18 protein-coding genes and 1 pseudogene are annotated in these 16,847 nt (G+C 39.2%); 6 read left to right on the top strand and 13 right to left on the bottom strand.

Going from position 1 to position 16,847, the window contains the following annotated elements; all coding sequences use genetic code 11:
- Window positions 1–154 precede the first annotated feature (154 nt).
- On the top strand, window positions 155–745 hold the full coding sequence (locus A33I_RS00830; protein WP_022626579.1) for a TetR/AcrR family transcriptional regulator: 591 nt from the start codon (window positions 155–157) through the stop codon (window positions 743–745).
- Between the two features lie 41 nt (window positions 746–786).
- Here the strand turns inward: A33I_RS00830 and A33I_RS00825 are convergent, their stop codons facing one another.
- The 6 genes and pseudogenes from A33I_RS00825 to A33I_RS00800 form a co-directional block, all read right to left on the bottom strand.
- On the bottom strand, window positions 787–1,428 hold the full coding sequence (locus A33I_RS00825; protein WP_022626578.1) for a hypothetical protein: 642 nt from the start codon (window positions 1,426–1,428) through the stop codon (window positions 787–789).
- A gap of 164 nt (window positions 1,429–1,592) precedes the next feature.
- A pseudogene (locus A33I_RS00820) lies at window positions 1,593–2,911 on the bottom strand (short-chain fatty acid transporter).
- Window positions 2,912–3,018: 107 nt separating this feature from the next.
- A complete protein-coding gene (locus A33I_RS00815) occupies window positions 3,019–4,008 on the bottom strand; it encodes an anti sigma factor C-terminal domain-containing protein (RefSeq protein WP_022626577.1) in 990 nt (329 codons plus the stop codon).
- Window positions 3,998–4,504 carry an RNA polymerase sigma factor gene (locus A33I_RS00810; RefSeq protein WP_022626576.1) on the bottom strand — a complete coding sequence of 169 codons (507 nt, stop codon included), beginning with the start codon at window positions 4,502–4,504 and terminating at the stop codon, window positions 3,998–4,000. Before A33I_RS00810 ends, A33I_RS00815 begins: the two co-directional genes overlap by 11 nt.
- 148 nt (window positions 4,505–4,652) lie before the next feature.
- A complete protein-coding gene (locus A33I_RS00805; RefSeq protein WP_022626575.1) occupies window positions 4,653–5,615 on the bottom strand; it encodes a helix-turn-helix transcriptional regulator in 963 nt (320 codons plus the stop codon).
- An 862-nt stretch (window positions 5,616–6,477) separates the two neighbouring features.
- Window positions 6,478–7,836, bottom strand: a complete 1,359-nt coding sequence (locus A33I_RS00800) for an FAD-binding oxidoreductase (RefSeq protein WP_022626574.1) — start codon at window positions 7,834–7,836, stop codon at window positions 6,478–6,480.
- Window positions 7,837–7,995: 159 nt separating this feature from the next.
- Here A33I_RS00800 and A33I_RS00795 point away from each other — a divergent pair, with 159 nt between their 5' ends.
- Window positions 7,996–9,048 (top strand): glycoside hydrolase domain-containing protein, encoded by a 1,053-nt coding sequence (locus A33I_RS00795; protein WP_022626573.1) that lies wholly within the window; start codon window positions 7,996–7,998, stop codon window positions 9,046–9,048.
- A 78-nt stretch (window positions 9,049–9,126) separates the two neighbouring features.
- Here the strand turns inward: A33I_RS00795 and A33I_RS21220 are convergent, their stop codons facing one another.
- From A33I_RS21220 to A33I_RS00775, 5 genes are all read right to left on the bottom strand, one after another.
- Window positions 9,127–9,243, bottom strand: a complete 117-nt coding sequence (locus tag A33I_RS21220) for a DUF6254 family protein (protein ID WP_012957843.1) — start codon at window positions 9,241–9,243, stop codon at window positions 9,127–9,129.
- Window positions 9,244–9,306: 63 nt separating this feature from the next.
- A complete protein-coding gene (locus tag A33I_RS00790) occupies window positions 9,307–10,086 on the bottom strand; it encodes an ABC transporter permease (RefSeq protein WP_022626572.1) in 780 nt (259 codons plus the stop codon).
- Window positions 10,083–10,991 (bottom strand): ABC transporter ATP-binding protein, encoded by a 909-nt coding sequence (locus A33I_RS00785; RefSeq protein ID WP_022626571.1) that lies wholly within the window; start codon window positions 10,989–10,991, stop codon window positions 10,083–10,085. The genes A33I_RS00790 and A33I_RS00785 overlap by 4 nt, the downstream gene beginning before the upstream one ends.
- On the bottom strand, window positions 10,991–11,203 hold the full coding sequence (locus A33I_RS00780) for a PLD nuclease N-terminal domain-containing protein (RefSeq protein WP_012957840.1): 213 nt from the start codon (window positions 11,201–11,203) through the stop codon (window positions 10,991–10,993). Before A33I_RS00780 ends, A33I_RS00785 begins: the two co-directional genes overlap by 1 nt.
- A 125-nt stretch (window positions 11,204–11,328) precedes the next feature.
- Complete coding sequence (locus tag A33I_RS00775) at window positions 11,329–12,006, bottom strand: hypothetical protein (RefSeq protein ID WP_022626570.1); 678 nt, start codon at window positions 12,004–12,006, stop codon at window positions 11,329–11,331.
- Window positions 12,007–12,159: 153 nt separating this feature from the next.
- Here A33I_RS00775 and A33I_RS00770 point away from each other — a divergent pair, with 153 nt between their 5' ends.
- From A33I_RS00770 to A33I_RS00760, 3 genes are all read left to right on the top strand, one after another.
- Complete coding sequence (locus A33I_RS00770; RefSeq protein ID WP_022626569.1) at window positions 12,160–12,732, top strand: DUF2087 domain-containing protein; 573 nt, start codon at window positions 12,160–12,162, stop codon at window positions 12,730–12,732.
- A 138-nt stretch (window positions 12,733–12,870) separates the two neighbouring features.
- On the top strand, window positions 12,871–13,251 hold the full coding sequence (locus A33I_RS00765) for an SET domain-containing protein (protein WP_022626568.1): 381 nt from the start codon (window positions 12,871–12,873) through the stop codon (window positions 13,249–13,251).
- A gap of 225 nt (window positions 13,252–13,476) precedes the next feature.
- Window positions 13,477–14,058, top strand: a complete 582-nt coding sequence (locus tag A33I_RS00760; protein WP_022626567.1) for a LytS/YhcK type 5TM receptor domain-containing protein — start codon at window positions 13,477–13,479, stop codon at window positions 14,056–14,058.
- A 51-nt stretch (window positions 14,059–14,109) separates the two neighbouring features.
- Here A33I_RS00760 and A33I_RS00755 read toward each other — a convergent pair whose 3' ends face one another.
- A complete protein-coding gene (locus A33I_RS00755) occupies window positions 14,110–14,631 on the bottom strand; it encodes a GrpB family protein (RefSeq protein WP_022626566.1) in 522 nt (173 codons plus the stop codon).
- A gap of 213 nt (window positions 14,632–14,844) precedes the next feature.
- On the opposite strand from A33I_RS00755, the gene A33I_RS00750 reads away from it, so the two are divergent.
- Window positions 14,845–15,720 carry a S8 family peptidase gene (locus tag A33I_RS00750; protein ID WP_022626565.1) on the top strand — a complete coding sequence of 292 codons (876 nt, stop codon included), beginning with the start codon at window positions 14,845–14,847 and terminating at the stop codon, window positions 15,718–15,720.
- Between the two features lie 115 nt (window positions 15,721–15,835).
- On the opposite strand, the gene A33I_RS00745 is transcribed toward A33I_RS00750, so the two are convergent.
- On the bottom strand, window positions 15,836–16,840 hold the full coding sequence (locus A33I_RS00745; protein ID WP_022626564.1) for a C40 family peptidase: 1,005 nt from the start codon (window positions 16,838–16,840) through the stop codon (window positions 15,836–15,838).
- Window positions 16,841–16,847: the final 7 nt, after the last annotated feature.

The raw sequence follows: 16,847 nt of genomic DNA, 5'->3' as shown, positions 1-16,847 counted from the left end.
CCTCAATGTTTATAACACCTTATTCAAGTTTTGAAATTTATTAACCTCTTTAGTTCATAATATACAAAAAGGGAATCCTTGACAAGAGTTTATGAACTATTTCATTTGTTTTATTACAAATTTTTTATTAAACTATGTTATAGAGGTGAACATTATGGACGGATTTGAGCGCAGACGCGAACAAAAGAAACAACAAATTTTAGGAGCTGCTCTAGAGTTATTTATGGAGTACGGTATTCAAAAGGTCTCCATTTCTGAAATCGCAAAAAAAGCAAATGTATCACAAGTAACGATCTACAATTATTTTGAGAGTAAACATAAACTTATACATGAAGTCTTTATCTATTATGTCGACCAAGCTTCAGCTCAATTTGAGCAGACTGTTTTCTCAGATATCCCTTTCCCAGAGAAAATCAAGAAGCTTATTTTCAATAAAAAAGAAGTCGCAAAACAAATAAATGAAGAATTTTATCAATACTTAATGAAGGAGTATACAAAAGAAGAGAATTATATTGAGAAGATCTATATAGAAAAAGCACTGCCTTATTTTGAACACCTTTTTAAAGAGGGAAAAGAGCAAGGCTATGTAGATCCTAATCTCTCGGACCAAGCGATTATCTTCTACATTCAGATGTTGAAGGACTATGTGCAGCGTGAAGATGTTTATAAAAATATCCTGCCTCTTACTGAAGACATTACAAATATCTTCTTCTATGGCATATTAGGGAAGCGTAATGAAGCCTAAAGAAGCCGGCTCCACCAATTTGAGGAGTCGGCTCTTTTTGTTTACTCAGACTTTAATTCAAACCACAGTTCAGCCTCTGTACGTCTCTTAAACGCAGCAAGGGGATTCTGATCATCTTTATCGACTAAGAAATACGTATACCCAGTGCGCTCTGCGCCTGTATACAGCTCATTTCCGAGATCCGGTTCGAGTCCTGCTACAGAAATAAATTCATCATACGTGTTTCCCGATTCACTAACAGCGTCAAACTGTGCATGATTTAGATCAAATGGTTCTTCTTCTACTTGATTGGCTTCAACATTAAATTTTGCAAGCACATATTCTTGATTTTCACCGGGCTCATCATTAAAAGGATTTCCTTTAATGACAAGCTCCGCTGCTTCATCTCCGCTAATTACTTCTAATAATTCAATCTCAAGACTGACATTCCCGTAAAATAAATCATTATAATCTAATGTTACACGTTCACCGATTTGTAATGGTGCGCTTCTCGTTCCAACCTCACTCGCTTCAGCAGGCTCTTCCTCAATATCAATATCTTCCCCTACTGATCCTCCATCAGATGCTGCCTCCGCTGATACCTCAGTTGACTCTTCTACTTTTTCAATGGCAGCTTCCTCAACGCATCCTGTGATTAACATTGCCGCAGTTACGGCTGACACAATAAACGCTGTTTTTTTCATGTGTAATCCCTCCAATTGGTTTGTTTAAATTAATTTGTTATACCTAGAGAATACCAAGGAGAAATGACACAATTATGTCAGCGAACAAATGTTTCATCAAAAAAAGTAAAATTTATTTCCTATAAAAAAAGAAGCGAGACCAAACTTGGTCCCACTTCTGCTCTTTAATACAAGAAGTAAATCAATACACTTGTAATAATTCCTACCCACACACTTAATAAAATACAATAGCCCATAATATGCCTAATATGAAGCCCAACGACACTTAAAATAGGCAGCGCCCAGAATGGCTGAATGAGATTTGTCCATGATCTCCCCATCCAACAGCCATCGCTGTCATAGCTGGATCTACACCAAGCTCAATAGCAGCAGGAATTTGAAGCGGTCCTTGCAGTGCCCATTGGCCTCCCCCTGAAGGAGCTAGAATATTAATAAATCCTGCAGCCCAGTAAGTGAACACATTAAATGTCTCTGCTGTGGCAACAGAAGTCATCCCATTAATAATCGCATCTCCTAAACCCGAGCCTCCAAGTACAGCAATAATCCCAGCATAGAAAGGAAATTGAAGGACGATGGGTGAAATTGATCCTACTGACTGCTTGAATGCCTGTGCAAATTGGCCGAGAGAACGATGAAAAAAAAGGCCCATTGATAGGAAAAATAAATTGATAAGATTCAAATCAAGGTCACGTCCTGATAGAAAGACCCCCACTGTATATACAACCCCTATTGCCCCGATAAGCATTCCTAATACAGGTGTATACTCTAACTTTTGTGCAGGAGTAAGTGACTCTTTTTTAGGAACGTCAAAAGTCATTTGGTTTGATTCCGATGGTGGTTCATAAGAGCTTATATCTCTTTTAGGAGCCATCAGAATAATGAAAAGAGGGATTGAAATGGCTAGCACTAAGAAAATAATGATGGTTGAAGGATGAAAAATAGTAGCTGATGTAGGGATCACACCCATCGTTTCTTCTAAAAAATGTCCTTCTGTAGCAATTGTTAATCCAATTGAACTTGAAAAACCAGCTGTATAGAGCACTGTTGGAGCATACGCTGCCGCAATGAGCAGCGGAAAATGTGCTCGTTTATTCCTTTTTCCAATTTCTCTGGCAATAATTGCACCTACAACCACAGCTAAACCCCAATTAATATAATAAGCCGCTGCTGCAACAAGGAAAGTAACTAAATACGCTTTAGTTGGAGTGTTTGCGAATTGAGCTATCGCGCTTAATCCCTTTTTAATAAATGGAACAGACGCTAACACCATCCCCGTTAACAATAAAAGCACCATTTGCATCGTAAAAGCTAAATAAGTCCAAAACCCATCTCCCCATGCTGCAACCACTTGAACAGGCTCACTAGGATTAAAGAAAATCGCCACGGCTATAACAATAATCGTCATAAGAACAGCAATAACAAAAGCATCAGGTAAATATCTCTGAATCCCACGAGAAAAACGATCAGCCACTCGTGTAAGCATACCTATCCCCCCTTTTGTTTGTCTTGCTACTCATTGTATTTAGCCTTGTAACTATTTATGATGAGCCATTAGGAGGAGATCATAAAAAAAGAAGGCATTCGCCTTCTTTAATCGAATTTCTTTGCGGTTGCACCAAGCGTCGCTCCCCGAATGAAATCCACCTCATTAAACTGACTTAATTCATCTGCTCTGCCAGTGACTACAACACCAATGATCTCAATATTTTCAGGTACAAATTCTTTTTCCCCTTCATTGGTAATGGCATTGATCATCTGATTGATTTCATATTCGAATTCATTTGTTTCTTCTTGAAGGTATTCGATCGTATGGATGAAGGACTGAGCAGAATCTTCTGCCGATAAACCTGCATAAGGATAACCACGTACCCAGCTGCCCATCAGCGTGTGAAGATGATCAAATACCACTCCCTCATCCTCGCGTACACTATTCATTTCATTAAAATCGGTAATTTCCTCGTCTGTATACGTATCTATCCAATACCATTCTAATTGATCACCAAAGACATCGATCACTTCTTCTAAAGGGTATGCTTGATCAAACGAAAAAGCCATTTCTGCTACCATATATTCCGGGATATTTTCAAGCAGGGGCCGATCATCGTATACCTCTTTATAGTTGACTTCTGGGTGAAAGAACTCGATCACTCTCTCTCCTTGAAAATATGAAATAGGCCTTTCCCCTTCTTGGTGAGTAATGCTGGTCGATGTCACAGATGAGAGAGGCTTTTTTGTTCCAAACATGGTGTATTCAGTTTCTTCTGCTCCCCAGTTTAAGGAAACTCCATCGATATATTTCTCCCTATCCCTTGTCTCAATCGCACTAAATAAGGAAAACGTATAGGAGGCCCCTGTCCCTTCTACATTTGCCTCACTAACCATGCTCCATAACGCATTATCGCCAGATTGGTCGATTGCCCTCTGTAGGACATGGCTTCCTACCCAGTACAACGAAAATAAAACAACTATACTAGCGATGATAGATATAATCATTGTTTTAATCATTGATTTTCGTCTCGCCTTTTTAACAAGCTGGCCAAGACCTTCACTTCCACTCGAAAAAAGCTTTTTATCGGTCATCTTCTAACCTCCTGTATTCCTTAATAAATTGTTGTCTCGCCCGGTATAAACTCGTTTTCACACTCCCCTCTTTCATACTCATAACCACACCTATCTCTTGGATAGACAGTCCCGTGCTGTATTTCAATAAAAGGAGTTCACTGTATTTTTCTTTCAACTTCCCGAGCACTGCTCTTACAACAGTCCCTTCTTCACGCCTCAAAAAGGTTGATTCCGGTGTTGCTTCTTCTATTAGTTTTTCGACGTTAAAGGTAAGAAGTATTTTTCGTCGTCTTGTCTGCTTTCTCGATAGATCATAATAACGATTAACCGCTACTCGAAAAAGCCATCCTTCCACATTTTCAATCTTTACTGAGTCCATATACAGAAGAAATTGATAAGCTGTTTCTTGAATAATATCTTCTGCATCTTCTTTTACCGCACCCATTTTGAGCAGATATGACCGAATCATGTTTAGCGGTTCTTGTAGCAGCTCCCCTACTTGTGCATCATTCATTCCCGCCCTCCCATCTAAGAAGCTCTTATCAGCTGTTCATAGTAAAGACGCGCTTTAACTAAAAAAGTGAACAAAGATTTTAAACAAAGGTATGTATGAACATTTTTTCACCATAAAGCAGGCAGCAACCCTCGTTGCTGCCCTGCTCTTATCGTTTATATTTTTCCAGCCAGCCCTCTAACATTTCCTGCATCTTATCGCGGTAATGCACAGGTTCTAAGATCTCAGCATCCACCCCGTACTGCATTAACCATTGCAAAAACTCCCGATCATGATTTAATGTCACTTCAAATAATAAGCTTCCATCTTTATTTTCTGTCAGTTTCGGATTGACGAATAACTCTTCTTCTTTAATATAACGTGCAACCTCTTTACTAAACAGCACTTTAAACCGAATGTTGTCTTGCCCCTGAATAATTGACCATGTATTTTTAAAATATTGCTTTAGATTAAACTCTTTTTTATCAAAGGTTTTATTAGTCTGCGTCACTTCAAGAAAACGACTCATTCGAAAAGTAAGAACTCTTTTCTTTTTATGACAGTATGCGATTAAGTAAAAACGGTGATCTCTGGGGATTAAATAATAGGGATCAAGTTCTCTTGACGTCGTTACATCCCGGCTTTGTGTATGGTAGACAACTTCGATCGTTTTCGAGTGCAGAATAGAGTCAATAACGGGAGATAAATAGTTATTTTGTTCTTCTTGAAAGGCAGGAGTTCCCATTTGAATAATAGAAACCATCTTTTGAAGAACGTCTTGCAACTCTTTCTTTTCTTTTTGGTGAGTAGCCATTGCTTTCTCATAAGCCGAATAGAAATCAGGCGGAAATAGATGAGTCATTTGATCAATCACCTTTGGAAGCATACCAAAGGCCATTGCTTCTTTCTCTGTCCAGTCTAGAGGATATACTGAGAAGTTCCCGAGGTATTCATACCCTTTTCCGTACCCTTCATTGGTAATTGGAACATTCGCTGCGCTTAAGAGCTCCAGATCCCGATAAATCGTACGAGCAGTCGTTTCACAACGCTCCGCTAATTCTTTTGCCGTAATCCCCGGACTTGATTGAATAAGGATGATAATCCGAAGTAATCGAATTAAACGTTCAGACATCTAATCTTCCTTTCTAGTACGTAAACATAAAGATTTGGATTCCGCCTTCATTGTACAAGGGATGGAAGTAGAATGGAAGATATATTCTTATGAAACACAACGCTAAGAACTTGAAAGGGCATTACTGCAAAAGAATTAGAACCTAAAACAATTAACAAGGTATATACAAACACAAAGCGGCCCTTTATCCCATTACTCAACCGGATAAAAGACCGCTACACTATCGATTCTTCTAACATTACTTGTTAATTCCTTTCTAATACCATTACCATGTATTTATTTCTTCTAAGGTCCCCATGTATCTCATATCATCGATACATTTCGCTTTCGCTACGTCATTGGAATCAGTCCCTTCAAAGAGTTCCAAATTGGTGTAGCCATGCTCCTGCCTTATCTTACATATCCTATCCCCTTTCATAAGAAGTTGTGTTGGGGTGTTGCTTAGATGTTGCTTGGTGTTGCTTGTCCTTACTATAACTAATTATTTAATTTTTGTAAATATTCAGATAAGTTATTTCAGACGGTTTTCCCTTATCATTCTGCTTCTTTCTCTTTATATCGACATCATTCTAATTAATTCACTTTTTTTCATTTTTTTAATGGCCATGTGGGTTGAGAAACTGGAATTATATTTTTTCGGGTCAATTATGCGTCCATTCGTAAGGTGATTGCTCGGATTGATTAGATAAATGTATCTTTTGAAAGTTGAATTGCGTCCCTTTACGATTATTGTTCTAATTCAACTACGGTATGCTTCAATACTCATAGGAATTATCATTTTTAAGAGGAGAATTGCGTCAATAGGATTTAACACAAAAAGCTGCCTCATTTCATTTATGAGGCAGCATCTAGCTAGTTCCCTTTAGAAAATTTTTCCCGGATTCATAATTCCTTTAGGATCCAGAGTGTGCTTTATTGATTTCATCACTTCATAGGCGGCACCATGCTCTTTTTGCTGATACTTCACTTTTCCAACGCCGACACCGTGTTCACCAGTACAAGTACCTCCACGTTCTAATGCATAAAGAACGATGAGTTCATTTAGCTCCTTCGCTTTTTCCACTTCTGCCTGATCTGCTAAATCGACCATAACAAGCGCATGATAATTACCATCTCCTACATGGCCCACGACTGCACCCACAAGTCCTGTATTTTCAATGGATTCTCTCGCATGAAGAATGGCGCCAGCAAGCTCAGTTATAGGAAGACTGACATCTGTCACCATCAGCTTCTTGCCTGGATGCCCGTGGATAAATGAGTAAGCTAGATTGTGTCGTGCTTCCCAAAGTTCAGCGCGTGATTTTGTATCCATTTCAAAATGAATATCCATACAACCTAAGTCACTAACTATTTCTTTCATAAACTCTACATCTTGCTTGAGACCCGCTTCATTACCATGAAACTCTAAAAATAGTGTCGGCTTCAGTTCGTAGTTTCGTTCGTTGGCAATATTCACTTGCCGAATGGAATGCTCGTCCACAAATTCCATCCGGGCAACCGGAATATTAGCAGCTAATATACTTGTCACTGCCTCCACAGCGCGCCCTGGATCAGGAAAAGTTGCTCTCGCTGCCATGATGCATTCTGGTATGCCATGTACTTTTAATGTTAACTCCGTAATAACACCAAGTGTCCCTTCAGACCCCACCATTAATCCATTTAAATGTAATCCTGAGGACGACTTGGCTGAGAGACCTCCCGTATGAATAACTTCACCACTCGCTAACACAACTTCCAAATCACGTACCTGATCTCGCATAATCCCGTATCTTACAGATGTAGTCCCGCTTGCATTTGTAGCAGCCATTCCACCAAGCGTTGCGTCAGCACCGGGATCTACTGTAAAAAATAATCCGTACTTCTTCAGCTCTTTATTTAACTGGAGTCGAGTGATCCCTGGCTGCACTTTAATTAAAAAATCGTTTGGTCTTACTTCAAGCACTTGATTCATAAGAGACATATCTAGAGAAATTCCTCCTTTATAAGGAATCGCATTTCCCTCTAAACTTGAGCCTAGCCCAAAAGGCACTACCGGAATTTCGTATGTATTTGCATAGTTTATGACCTTTTGAACATCTTCTGTCCTTTTTGGAAAGATGACCATATCAGGCAAAGATGGAATGTGATAGCTCTCATCACGGCTATGCTGCTCACGCATCGTTTGATTTGTAGTCACTTGATCTTCTGTTAAAAGCTTACTCAGTTCTTTCACATGGTCCATTTGTAAACACCCTCCAGAAACAAAATTTTCCGAATTATCATAACTCCCCCTTTATTCTATCGTATTTTTAGATTTCAAGCAGTAAGATTTAAGGTTATTCCTTCACCTTATTTGCCTGCCTTTCATACAATAGTTCGAGTAAAATAAGGCGGTGAATTAATGAATACGAAGACAAATCTTATGCTTTTTATGGTTGCTACTCTTTCCATTTTGTTTGTTTTAACCGTCTCAATTATCAGCCAAAGTAAAACTCCTGCACCTGGTTCGGTCGTGTTTGATGGGGATGCTGCGATTAATAATAATATCCAAAATAACATTGATTCTGAGAATGCAATTGTCGAGAACTCCATTGATAACCAGGTAAATAACGGAGAAACCAATGAAATTGATAACAATGTACTCAATAATATATCCGTTAGTGTAGATGTTACCGTTAAAAATGACATCTCTAATCAAGTAGATAAAGATGGCAAAGGTTCAAATGGGAATGGCACTAGCGGGGGGAATGGCAGTAATAATGGCAATGCTAATGAAGACAGCAATGGAAATGGGGACAGCGAAACGCCTGATATCGTATGGGGAGTGGATTCAGCAAGCTTAACAGATGATGAACTGTTAGCCTGTGTACGGGATAATTTCGGTAATCCCGAAGTATGGGGTCGTTATCTAGGGGACAAAGATGGCGTATCGTTTGGATTAACTCAGGAAGAAGTTGAATTGCTCCAATCAAATGACATTCAAATTCTTGTCATTTGGAATCAATTTAATGAACCCGTTGGATTTGACAAAGGTCAAAGTGAAGCATCTGCTGCCATTGAGCTCGCACGAGACTTTGGAATTCCTGAAGGTGTTGCTTTATTTGCAAATGTCGAACCGATCTATCCAATTGATGATCAATTCATTTTAGGCTGGCATGAAACGATGATGGAATCTGAATACAACTCTGGTATTTATGGTATTTTCAGCCCAAGTGAAGAACTATATACTGCTTACGTTGCAGCGGCTGAACAAGATAGTAGTATTTACGATGAAATGTACATTTGGACGGCTTCACCAAATGAAGGAATTACGACAGAAGCGAACGCACCTGCCTATAATCCAGAATTCCCTGAAGGAGGGCTAATCGGAGGGTGGCAGTACGGGATCGATGCAGAAACTTGCAATATTGACACCAACTGGTTTGATGGAAATGTATTAGATGTTTTGTGGTAAGTCCATAAATAGTACGAAAGAGACTACAAAAGAGAGTATAAAAAGAATAGCCGCTGTGATGACACAGCAGCTGTTCTTTTATTGTTTCTTTGTTTCATTAGAAAGATCTTTTAAAGACTTAATCTTTCCATGTGGATGCTGTGATTCTTTACGCTGTCTCCATTGACGTTCTTCTTGTGATTTTGATTGTGACATAGGATTCCCACCTTATTTTTTAAATTAATGGTACAGGTGTATTTTGTCATAATCATGAAGATACTATTCCGATAACTCTTTGTTTTGAAGGATCTTAATAGACCCTAACAAAAATACAATAATCAGTATGACCGTCACACTAACAGTCAGCCATAGACCTTGAGGAACCGTCTCATCAACCAGAATAGAACCTAGATGACTTGTAAGCTGTGCGGGACTCCATTCCATCCAACTCTCAAAAGTGCTAGTCATTATTGAAAGAATGATAATGGTTGTAATAGTGACAAATGCTACTAATCCGGGCACCTTAAGCGCAGCGTTGAAAAGAATGATTAATGTAAATATAAACAAAAACCATAAGGCTAATAACAGGTAGCTTTGCAAAAAGTCTGCAAAGGATACAGCTTCAAATAACACTACAACATAATACCAGCCTGCCAAATACCCTAAAAAAAGTGATGAAAGGCCAACAATGCTAAGGGCCGCCCACTTTGCTGTCACATAGGACGCATATGAAACTGGCTTCACTAAAATCATACCCGCCAAGCCGCTTCTTCGTTCTTCGGAGATACTTCCCATTGAAGCTAAGACAATGATTAATACTCCTAGCATATTTAGTTGAGAAATGACCATCATTAATACCTCTTGTGCTGCGGGTGTAGGCATTTCAAACACAGCTCCCTCAGGCAAACCGCCTGACATTTCAAGGATTTGAGGCATATAGTAAGTAGTAAGAGGATCTGTCATGCCTAAAAGGATAAACACGATTGGCAGCCAAATTAATTTATAATTACGTGTCATTTCTAGTACTTCTTTTTGAAATAAAACAACCCATTGCCTCATCCTCTCACCACCTTAACAAATAAATCCTCAAGTGATGATTTTTCTACTTCAAAGCGGGTAAGGGGGATATTTTGTTCAACAATATCTCGAAGCATTGCTCTCTTCGTCTTCTCAATGTCATTGAGACGGACCTTTGCAGAGTCTTCTTCATAATCAACCTCAAGTACGTCTTCCCACTTCTCCCAATGTTGAATGTAGTTCTTACTTGGTCCTTTTGTTTGGATTGAGATAATCGGCTTCTGATGCTTTTCTTGAAGATTGCCCAATTTGTCTGCCACCTTTATTTCACCATTATGAATGATTATGACATCATCACTCACTTCTTCTGCATCATTTAGTACATGAGTGGAAAAAAGGATTGTTGTATCTTTCTTAAGCTGACGAATTAACTCAAGCACCTCACGCCTTCCAAAAGGATCAAGGGCTGAAACCGGCTCATCTAATAAAAGCAGCTTTGGTTTGTGTATAATGGCTTGTGCGATCCCTAACCGCTGTTTCATTCCACCAGAGTACTTTCCAATTCTGCGGTTTGCCGCATCACTTAAACCCATTACTTCAAGCAGCTCGCTTGTACGCGCCTTCACCTCAGCTTTAGGCAAATGCGCTAATTTCCCAACGTATTCTAGAAATTCTCTTCCACTCATCCAGTTATGAAAAACAGGGTATTGAGGAAGATAGCCAATCTGCTCTCGTAAATCTGAATCCGAACTAAAACCTGACATGCTAATAGTGCCGCTAGTAGGCTTCAACAAATGAGTCAGCATTTTTAAAGTGGTGGTTTTTCCAGCACCATTCGGACCAAGCAATGCTACACAACGCCCCTCTTCAAGTGAGAAAGAAACGGAATCAACTACTTTATTATCACCATATACTTTAGTTAGCTGTTCAACCTGAAAAAAGGACATTAATCTTGCCTCCTGCCGATTACAAAATACAATATTGGGCCGATTAAATTAACGAATACAATAATAATGAGCCACAACCATTTAGGGCCATTCGTTTTCTCGATTCGAAACCAATCAAATAAAGCTACAAGCATTAAAATGAATTGAATAACTAGAAAAGGTGCAATGACAGCTAAGTTAAGCTGGTCAAGCTCTGTAAGGATCTCATTCATAGGCTTACTCCTCTCACACAAAAAATACTTTTTATCATCTTCCTAAGTATACGCTGATTCTCATTCAAAAGTTTCCTTAATAGCAAACAATCGAAACAGGGACGTACCCCGTTCCGATTGTTTTATCACCTTATTTTCTCCTGTGCATCGACTGCAAGCTCTATCAACTCTGAGCGAGTATAAGCTGGACTGACTCCTTCAAGGCTTAGTAAGTAATCAGCTGCTTCTTCTTCTGATAACCCGCATTGGCTCATCAATCCTTTTAAAATGGTACGCAAGTAGAGAATGGCTGGCGGGAATTCTGATTCCACTTCGGGTCGTTTCGGATTCGTAAATGTAAAAATAGGGAAGCCATCCATCGTCCCTACGTTCATCATCTTTCCATATAACCCTTTTAATAAAGCGGTCTGGTCATTAACGAGACGTGACAACTCACTCTCTACCTCTAAGAGACCATTTTCTTGAGCCATCACATCTAAATATTGTTCCATTGTTACTAAATAACAAACAAAAAAGGAGTGCTTATCCCCTCTATTTGGATCGATAAAAACAGGGGCTCCTCCCCAGCGGTCTGCATAGTGAGCAAAATAGGCTTCATATGGTAAAGATAACGACCGAACCTCAACAGGCAGGGTGTGATCTCGACATCCTTTTTCGGTTTTTGTTGACCCTTCAGGCTTCCCACCTTGAATATAACAATAAAATCGCTCTGGATTCATATTTGAACCATAGCTTGCATACCACACATGGGTTGTCTTTAAAATGTCGCCACTCTTCATAATTGTTTCCTCTTTCACATCCACATTTACACACACCTTTATCGCATTTAGTTCCATTAGGATAACTATTTTTTGCTAAATTGTCTAACCCGTCCGAAAAGTTCTTAATTTAACTATTGTTATTTCTTAGTAATTAGATTACAATCTAATTAGATAATGATCTAAGGAGATATGAAGATGCAATTAAACCGTTTAGTTAACTTCCATAAAACATTAGGGGATAAAACCCGTATTCAAATCATTGCTTTATTAAAGAACAGCCCGCTTCATGGGCAAGCCATTGCTGGGAAGTTAGGCTTAACTCCTCCCACCATTTCTCACCATCTCGCTAAATTAAGAGACATAAATCTTGTTTACCAACGCCGAGAAAAAAATACGATTTACTATCATTTAGATGAGAAGAAGCTTGAAATAATGGCTGCAGCGATTATTAAAGTAGGGAGTGAAGTAGAGATGGACCCATTTAAAGTAGAAGATCAAGAGAAATACAAAGTTATTCATAACTTCTTCACAGACGATGGTAAATTAAAAACTATTCCGGCCCAACGCAAGAAAAAACTCATCATTTTACAATACCTAGCTAGCAAATTAAACGTTGGAGTCATCTACAGTGAAAAAGAATTAAATGAATTTATTAAACAATACCACGAGGACTTTGCAACAATTAGACGGGAATTTATTATGTGTCATTTTATGCACCGTGAAAATGGGATGTATCAACTAAACCCTGAGGAAATGTGGCTCATCTAGCAGACGTGTTATAATCCTTATCAGCCGATTTGAGAATGACTAGAATAGAGTAAGCATTTTACAGTTGCTTTTCATACGAACAACTGTCAAGCTAGGAAGATAAATATAACTACTTCTAAGAACGCGAAGGTGACGCAAATGATTACAGTCAAAACCTCCCCTGTCAGTGGAGGAGAATTTAATAGAGGAGTCTTTGCAACAGAAGATATCCCAAAAGGAACCATGTTTCACGAGGCTCCTGTCGTACCTTATCCGAATATCGAGCACATTTTAATCCAAGAAACAGTTTTAGCTGATTATGTATATGAATATGGCAAAAATCATACCGCGATTGTGCTGGGCTATGGAATGCTTTTTAATCATTCTTTTACTCCAAATGCAACCTATGATATTAATTTTGATAAGCATATTTTCAGTTATTATGCCTACCGCGATATTAAAGCTGGCGAGGAAATCTTCGTGAATTATAACGGAGAAGTAGACGATGAGACGCCGCTATGGTTCATGAAAGATAAATAAACAAGGCCCTAAAAATATGAAGCTTAATCCGGCTTCATATTTTTTTCTTTCTTTATCGAGGTGTACTAGGCAAATGGGGTAATTATGTTGAGAAACGTTTGTCATGTCTTGAAATACTCGAAAAAATATAAGCGTTATCATACATCATACAGTGATATGCCCTAGAGTATCTTTTTCCATAGATGTTATGGTAAGATTTTAGAAAGAACTGAAAGGACGATCCTCATGTTTGATTTAATTGAAACGTTGTTAGGTAACGTCTTCTTTTTGCTGCTTGGAATGCTTTTTTATTTAATGATCATCGAATACAAAAAGACAACGGATGGAAATGTCATCATACTAGCTCTCTTATCTAGTATCGTCATGGTGATGTGTATGTCGTTCCCTATCCATATCAGCCATGGTTTTATATTTGACCTTAGGTATATACCATTTATTATCGGTTCTTTATTCGGCGGGTTTCCGGTTGCCATTCCTATTTACGCTGTACTTAATATATACCGGTTAATCATTGGCGGGCCAGGATGGGTCCCTTCCTTTTTTATTTCCAGCCTTGTTGTGGTTACGATCCCTTTTCTACATACGAGCTTTTTGGCATCTAACGATTTAAAGAAAATCGTTATGGCTTCTGGCTTAGCTCTTTTTCATGTGTTCTTTTATGTATCTTCGTTAAGCTTCTTTTTTACCTCTCTTACAAACGAGTTTTACTATGCAGCAAAACTAATGATCACAATGCAAACCTTAACCATGGTCTTCCTAATGGCTTTGCTTATGTTCTTACTTAAGTTCCATCAGAAAACGAGATAAAACGAAGCACCCATGCTGGATTCATGAGTGCTTCAAGCGGCCCCCCTATATCTATCTCTCTCCTAACCTCTTTTCAAATTCTCTGTATTCTTTAGATGTTAAAATTCTTCTCATATAAAGAGACTTTGCATGTCTGTATGTTTCCATATCTTTTCCTTCAAACATTAACTTCAACTCATTATATTGAATGACCTCACACGGATATGCGACAAAGTATGCTTTTACTTTCCAAAAATGATCTAATTCTGAACCTGCAGCTGTTAACTGTAATCCTAAAGGCAGAAGGTCTTCCTCGTCTTCAAACGCACAAAAGAATGACGTTTGAGTGCTCCCAGTATTTATGGTGTAGTGCTTTAACAAGAAGTTTTTTGCATGGTCAAACTCCTCTATTGGAATACGAACTTGAAGGTCAACATCTCCTTTGGTTAAAGACCCTTCAATTGCTGTGCTGCCAACATGAATCACACAAGCATTTTGCAGGCCGTTTTTGATCCTTTCCGTATGCTTAGCTACCACTAAAGCTGCTCGCTCCCGAAAGACCTCTTCCTTTTTAAAATGGACGATTTGTTTCATAATAGGTGACTCCCTCTCTTTGCTCCTTATACACTCCTCCTACATGTATTAGCCAATAATAGGAAAATCCCTTCTGACAGTGTTTGTATAAGTATGTTTATATAATTATTGATTGCTTCCTGAACTCTTGCACTCTATCATTAATATTACAATAGTTAGAATTATCTATCTTTTTATACTCACCCTGGATAGATACCTACAACTAAATAATAAGTGGAGGAAAATGCAGAGATAACGAAGCTTGCACAAAACGTACCGTGGGGTATTCCTCGTGTTCAAGGAACTGACGCACAAAATGCTGGATACACTGGCAATGGTGTAAAAGTAGCTATTCTTGATACAGGAATTGACCGCAGCCATCCAGATCTTACAGCGAATGTACAAGGCGGTCACTCTGTATTTACAGATTCAGCAAACCGCGATCCATTTTTTGATGGTGACGGACATGGAACACATGTTGCAGGTACCGTAGCTGCCGTTAATAACGACATTGGTGTCGTTGGAGTAGCAAGCGAAGCAGATCTTTATGCTGTCAAAGTACTAAATAATGCTGGAAGCGGCTCCTATGCAGGGATTGCAGAAGGAATTGAGTGGTCCATTAATAATGGAATGGATATTATTAATATGAGTCTAGGTGGTTCTCAAAGCTCTGCTATTTTAAAAGAGTTCAGTGACCTTGCCTACGCCGAAGGATTACTTGTTGTCGCTGCTGCAGGGAATAGCGGCAATCGCGGCGGTAATAACGACACAGTTGGCTACCCTGCTAAATATGAATCTGTTATCGCTGTTGCTGCAACAGACCAAAACAATCAACGTGCAACGTTTTCTAGTACAGGGCCAGCTGTTGAGATTTCAGCTCCTGGTGCCGGTATTTTAAGTACAACTCCTAATAATACCTATGCTTCCTTTGATGGAACATCTATGGCCTCTCCACATGTAGCTGGTGTCGCTGCACAGGTATGGCAAGCGAAGCCTCATTTATCAAATGTTGAGCTTCGTAATCTCTTAAATGATACTGCCCTTCCTCTAGGCGGCTCAAATCAGTTCGGAAATGGTTTGGTGCAGTCAATGGCTGCTATTCAACAATAATTGTTAAAAGCGTGGACACTTCCACGCTTTTTTTGTTCTTGCTAGTAAACCGCGTGTACCTCTATTTAACAAATAAGGCTGGTCCATTCACGAATGGACCAGCCTCCTGCTATTGTTAATTGTCTAAATAACGACGTCCGCTATGATAGCTTGATGCATAACTCGATTCATCAATTACCACAATTTCTACGGTGCTGGCTGTATTGGGTGAGTGAATCATTTTCCCTTCACCAATATACATTCCGACATGGTGAACGGCGCCTGTGCCATTGTTACGGGCAAAGAATACGAGATCTCCTTTTTGTAAATCTTCTCTTTCAATAAATGTACCATGCTGAGCTTGTATGCTTGAATCACGAGGGATCGTTATTCCATGAGCCTTATAAATCGTGTGTGTAAATCCTGAACAATCAAATCCAAAGCCTGATACACCAGCCCATAAGTATGGTAGATCTAAAAACAATTCACCAGTAGCTAGTAAATCATCAGCTGTTGGTTTGGGTATATCTTGCTCTGATTCATATATTTCAATATCTGCTAGGTCGAACCACTTGTTTCCATCAGCTGGTGTCGCAACAAGCACTTTATCTCCCTGCTCGGCCATAACCGGCAATCTTGTATTGAAACTCACTTCCATAAATTCTTTTGATAAAGCACGATCTTCGTATAAAGAAGCAGTCGGCACAGTGACTGTCGCAAACGGACGGTTAGATAAGTCCTCTAGCCGTTCATTATTTGTTAACTGAACTTTAGGAACCCAGCCTGGATAACCTGATTCTTCACGAGGCGTAGGCTGGCCTTCTACTGAAATCTTAACCCAGTCACCCGCTTCTTCTAACACATTACCTTTCATTCCGTATAGAGCTTGTGTTTCTAGCTTTCCGACTAGCCATAGCTTTTCCTCATAGGTCATGTCAGTAGTCCACTTCCAGTGATCAACTGGATTCGATACAGCAGGTGCATCAATCGGGCGGTCCAAATTCGGCTCAGCCCACACCGTCAACACAGATACATCAACAAAGGCAATATCTCCTTTTCCTACCTCTTTTGCTAGGCCGGCCGGTGTTAGGATCATTCCAGCCATACTTACCATCAACAGCATAAGCAACCATTTTTTCATTAGACAT

It is taken from the genome of Alkalihalophilus marmarensis DSM 21297 (genome assembly GCF_000474275.2).
GTDB classification, from domain to species: domain Bacteria; phylum Bacillota; class Bacilli; order Bacillales; family Bacillaceae_D; genus Alkalihalophilus; species Alkalihalophilus marmarensis.
Note: the sequence above shows the minus strand (reverse complement) of the source record. Positions and strands in the feature narration are given on the sequence as shown.

Excerpts from the sequence above, each read along its gene's own strand:
- A33I_RS00795 (WP_022626573.1), top strand. The coding sequence starts at position 7,996 with ATGAATACGAAGACAAATCTTATGCTTTTTATGGTTGCTACTCTTTCC.
- A33I_RS00780 (WP_012957840.1), bottom strand. The coding sequence starts at position 11,203 with ATGAATGAGATCCTTACAGAGCTTGACCAGCTTAACTTAGCTGTCATT.
- A33I_RS00790 (WP_022626572.1), bottom strand. The coding sequence starts at position 10,086 with ATGAGGCAATGGGTTGTTTTATTTCAAAAAGAAGTACTAGAAATGACA.
- A33I_RS00815 (WP_022626577.1), bottom strand. The coding sequence starts at position 4,008 with ATGACCGATAAAAAGCTTTTTTCGAGTGGAAGTGAAGGTCTTGGCCAG.
- A33I_RS00745 (WP_022626564.1), bottom strand. The coding sequence starts at position 16,840 with ATGAAAAAATGGTTGCTTATGCTGTTGATGGTAAGTATGGCTGGAATG.
- A33I_RS00765 (WP_022626568.1), top strand. The coding sequence starts at position 12,871 with ATGATTACAGTCAAAACCTCCCCTGTCAGTGGAGGAGAATTTAATAGA.
- A33I_RS00805 (WP_022626575.1), bottom strand. The coding sequence starts at position 5,615 with ATGTCTGAACGTTTAATTCGATTACTTCGGATTATCATCCTTATTCAA.
- A33I_RS00800 (WP_022626574.1), bottom strand. The coding sequence starts at position 7,836 with ATGGACCATGTGAAAGAACTGAGTAAGCTTTTAACAGAAGATCAAGTG.
- A33I_RS00770 (WP_022626569.1), top strand. The coding sequence starts at position 12,160 with ATGCAATTAAACCGTTTAGTTAACTTCCATAAAACATTAGGGGATAAA.
- A33I_RS00755 (WP_022626566.1), bottom strand. The coding sequence starts at position 14,631 with ATGAAACAAATCGTCCATTTTAAAAAGGAAGAGGTCTTTCGGGAGCGA.
- A33I_RS21220 (WP_012957843.1), bottom strand. The coding sequence starts at position 9,243 with ATGTCACAATCAAAATCACAAGAAGAACGTCAATGGAGACAGCGTAAA.
- A33I_RS00830 (WP_022626579.1), top strand. The coding sequence starts at position 155 with ATGGACGGATTTGAGCGCAGACGCGAACAAAAGAAACAACAAATTTTA.
- A33I_RS00760 (WP_022626567.1), top strand. The coding sequence starts at position 13,477 with ATGTTTGATTTAATTGAAACGTTGTTAGGTAACGTCTTCTTTTTGCTG.
- A33I_RS00825 (WP_022626578.1), bottom strand. The coding sequence starts at position 1,428 with ATGAAAAAAACAGCGTTTATTGTGTCAGCCGTAACTGCGGCAATGTTA.
- A33I_RS00810 (WP_022626576.1), bottom strand. The coding sequence starts at position 4,504 with ATGAATGATGCACAAGTAGGGGAGCTGCTACAAGAACCGCTAAACATG.
- A33I_RS00785 (WP_022626571.1), bottom strand. The coding sequence starts at position 10,991 with ATGTCCTTTTTTCAGGTTGAACAGCTAACTAAAGTATATGGTGATAAT.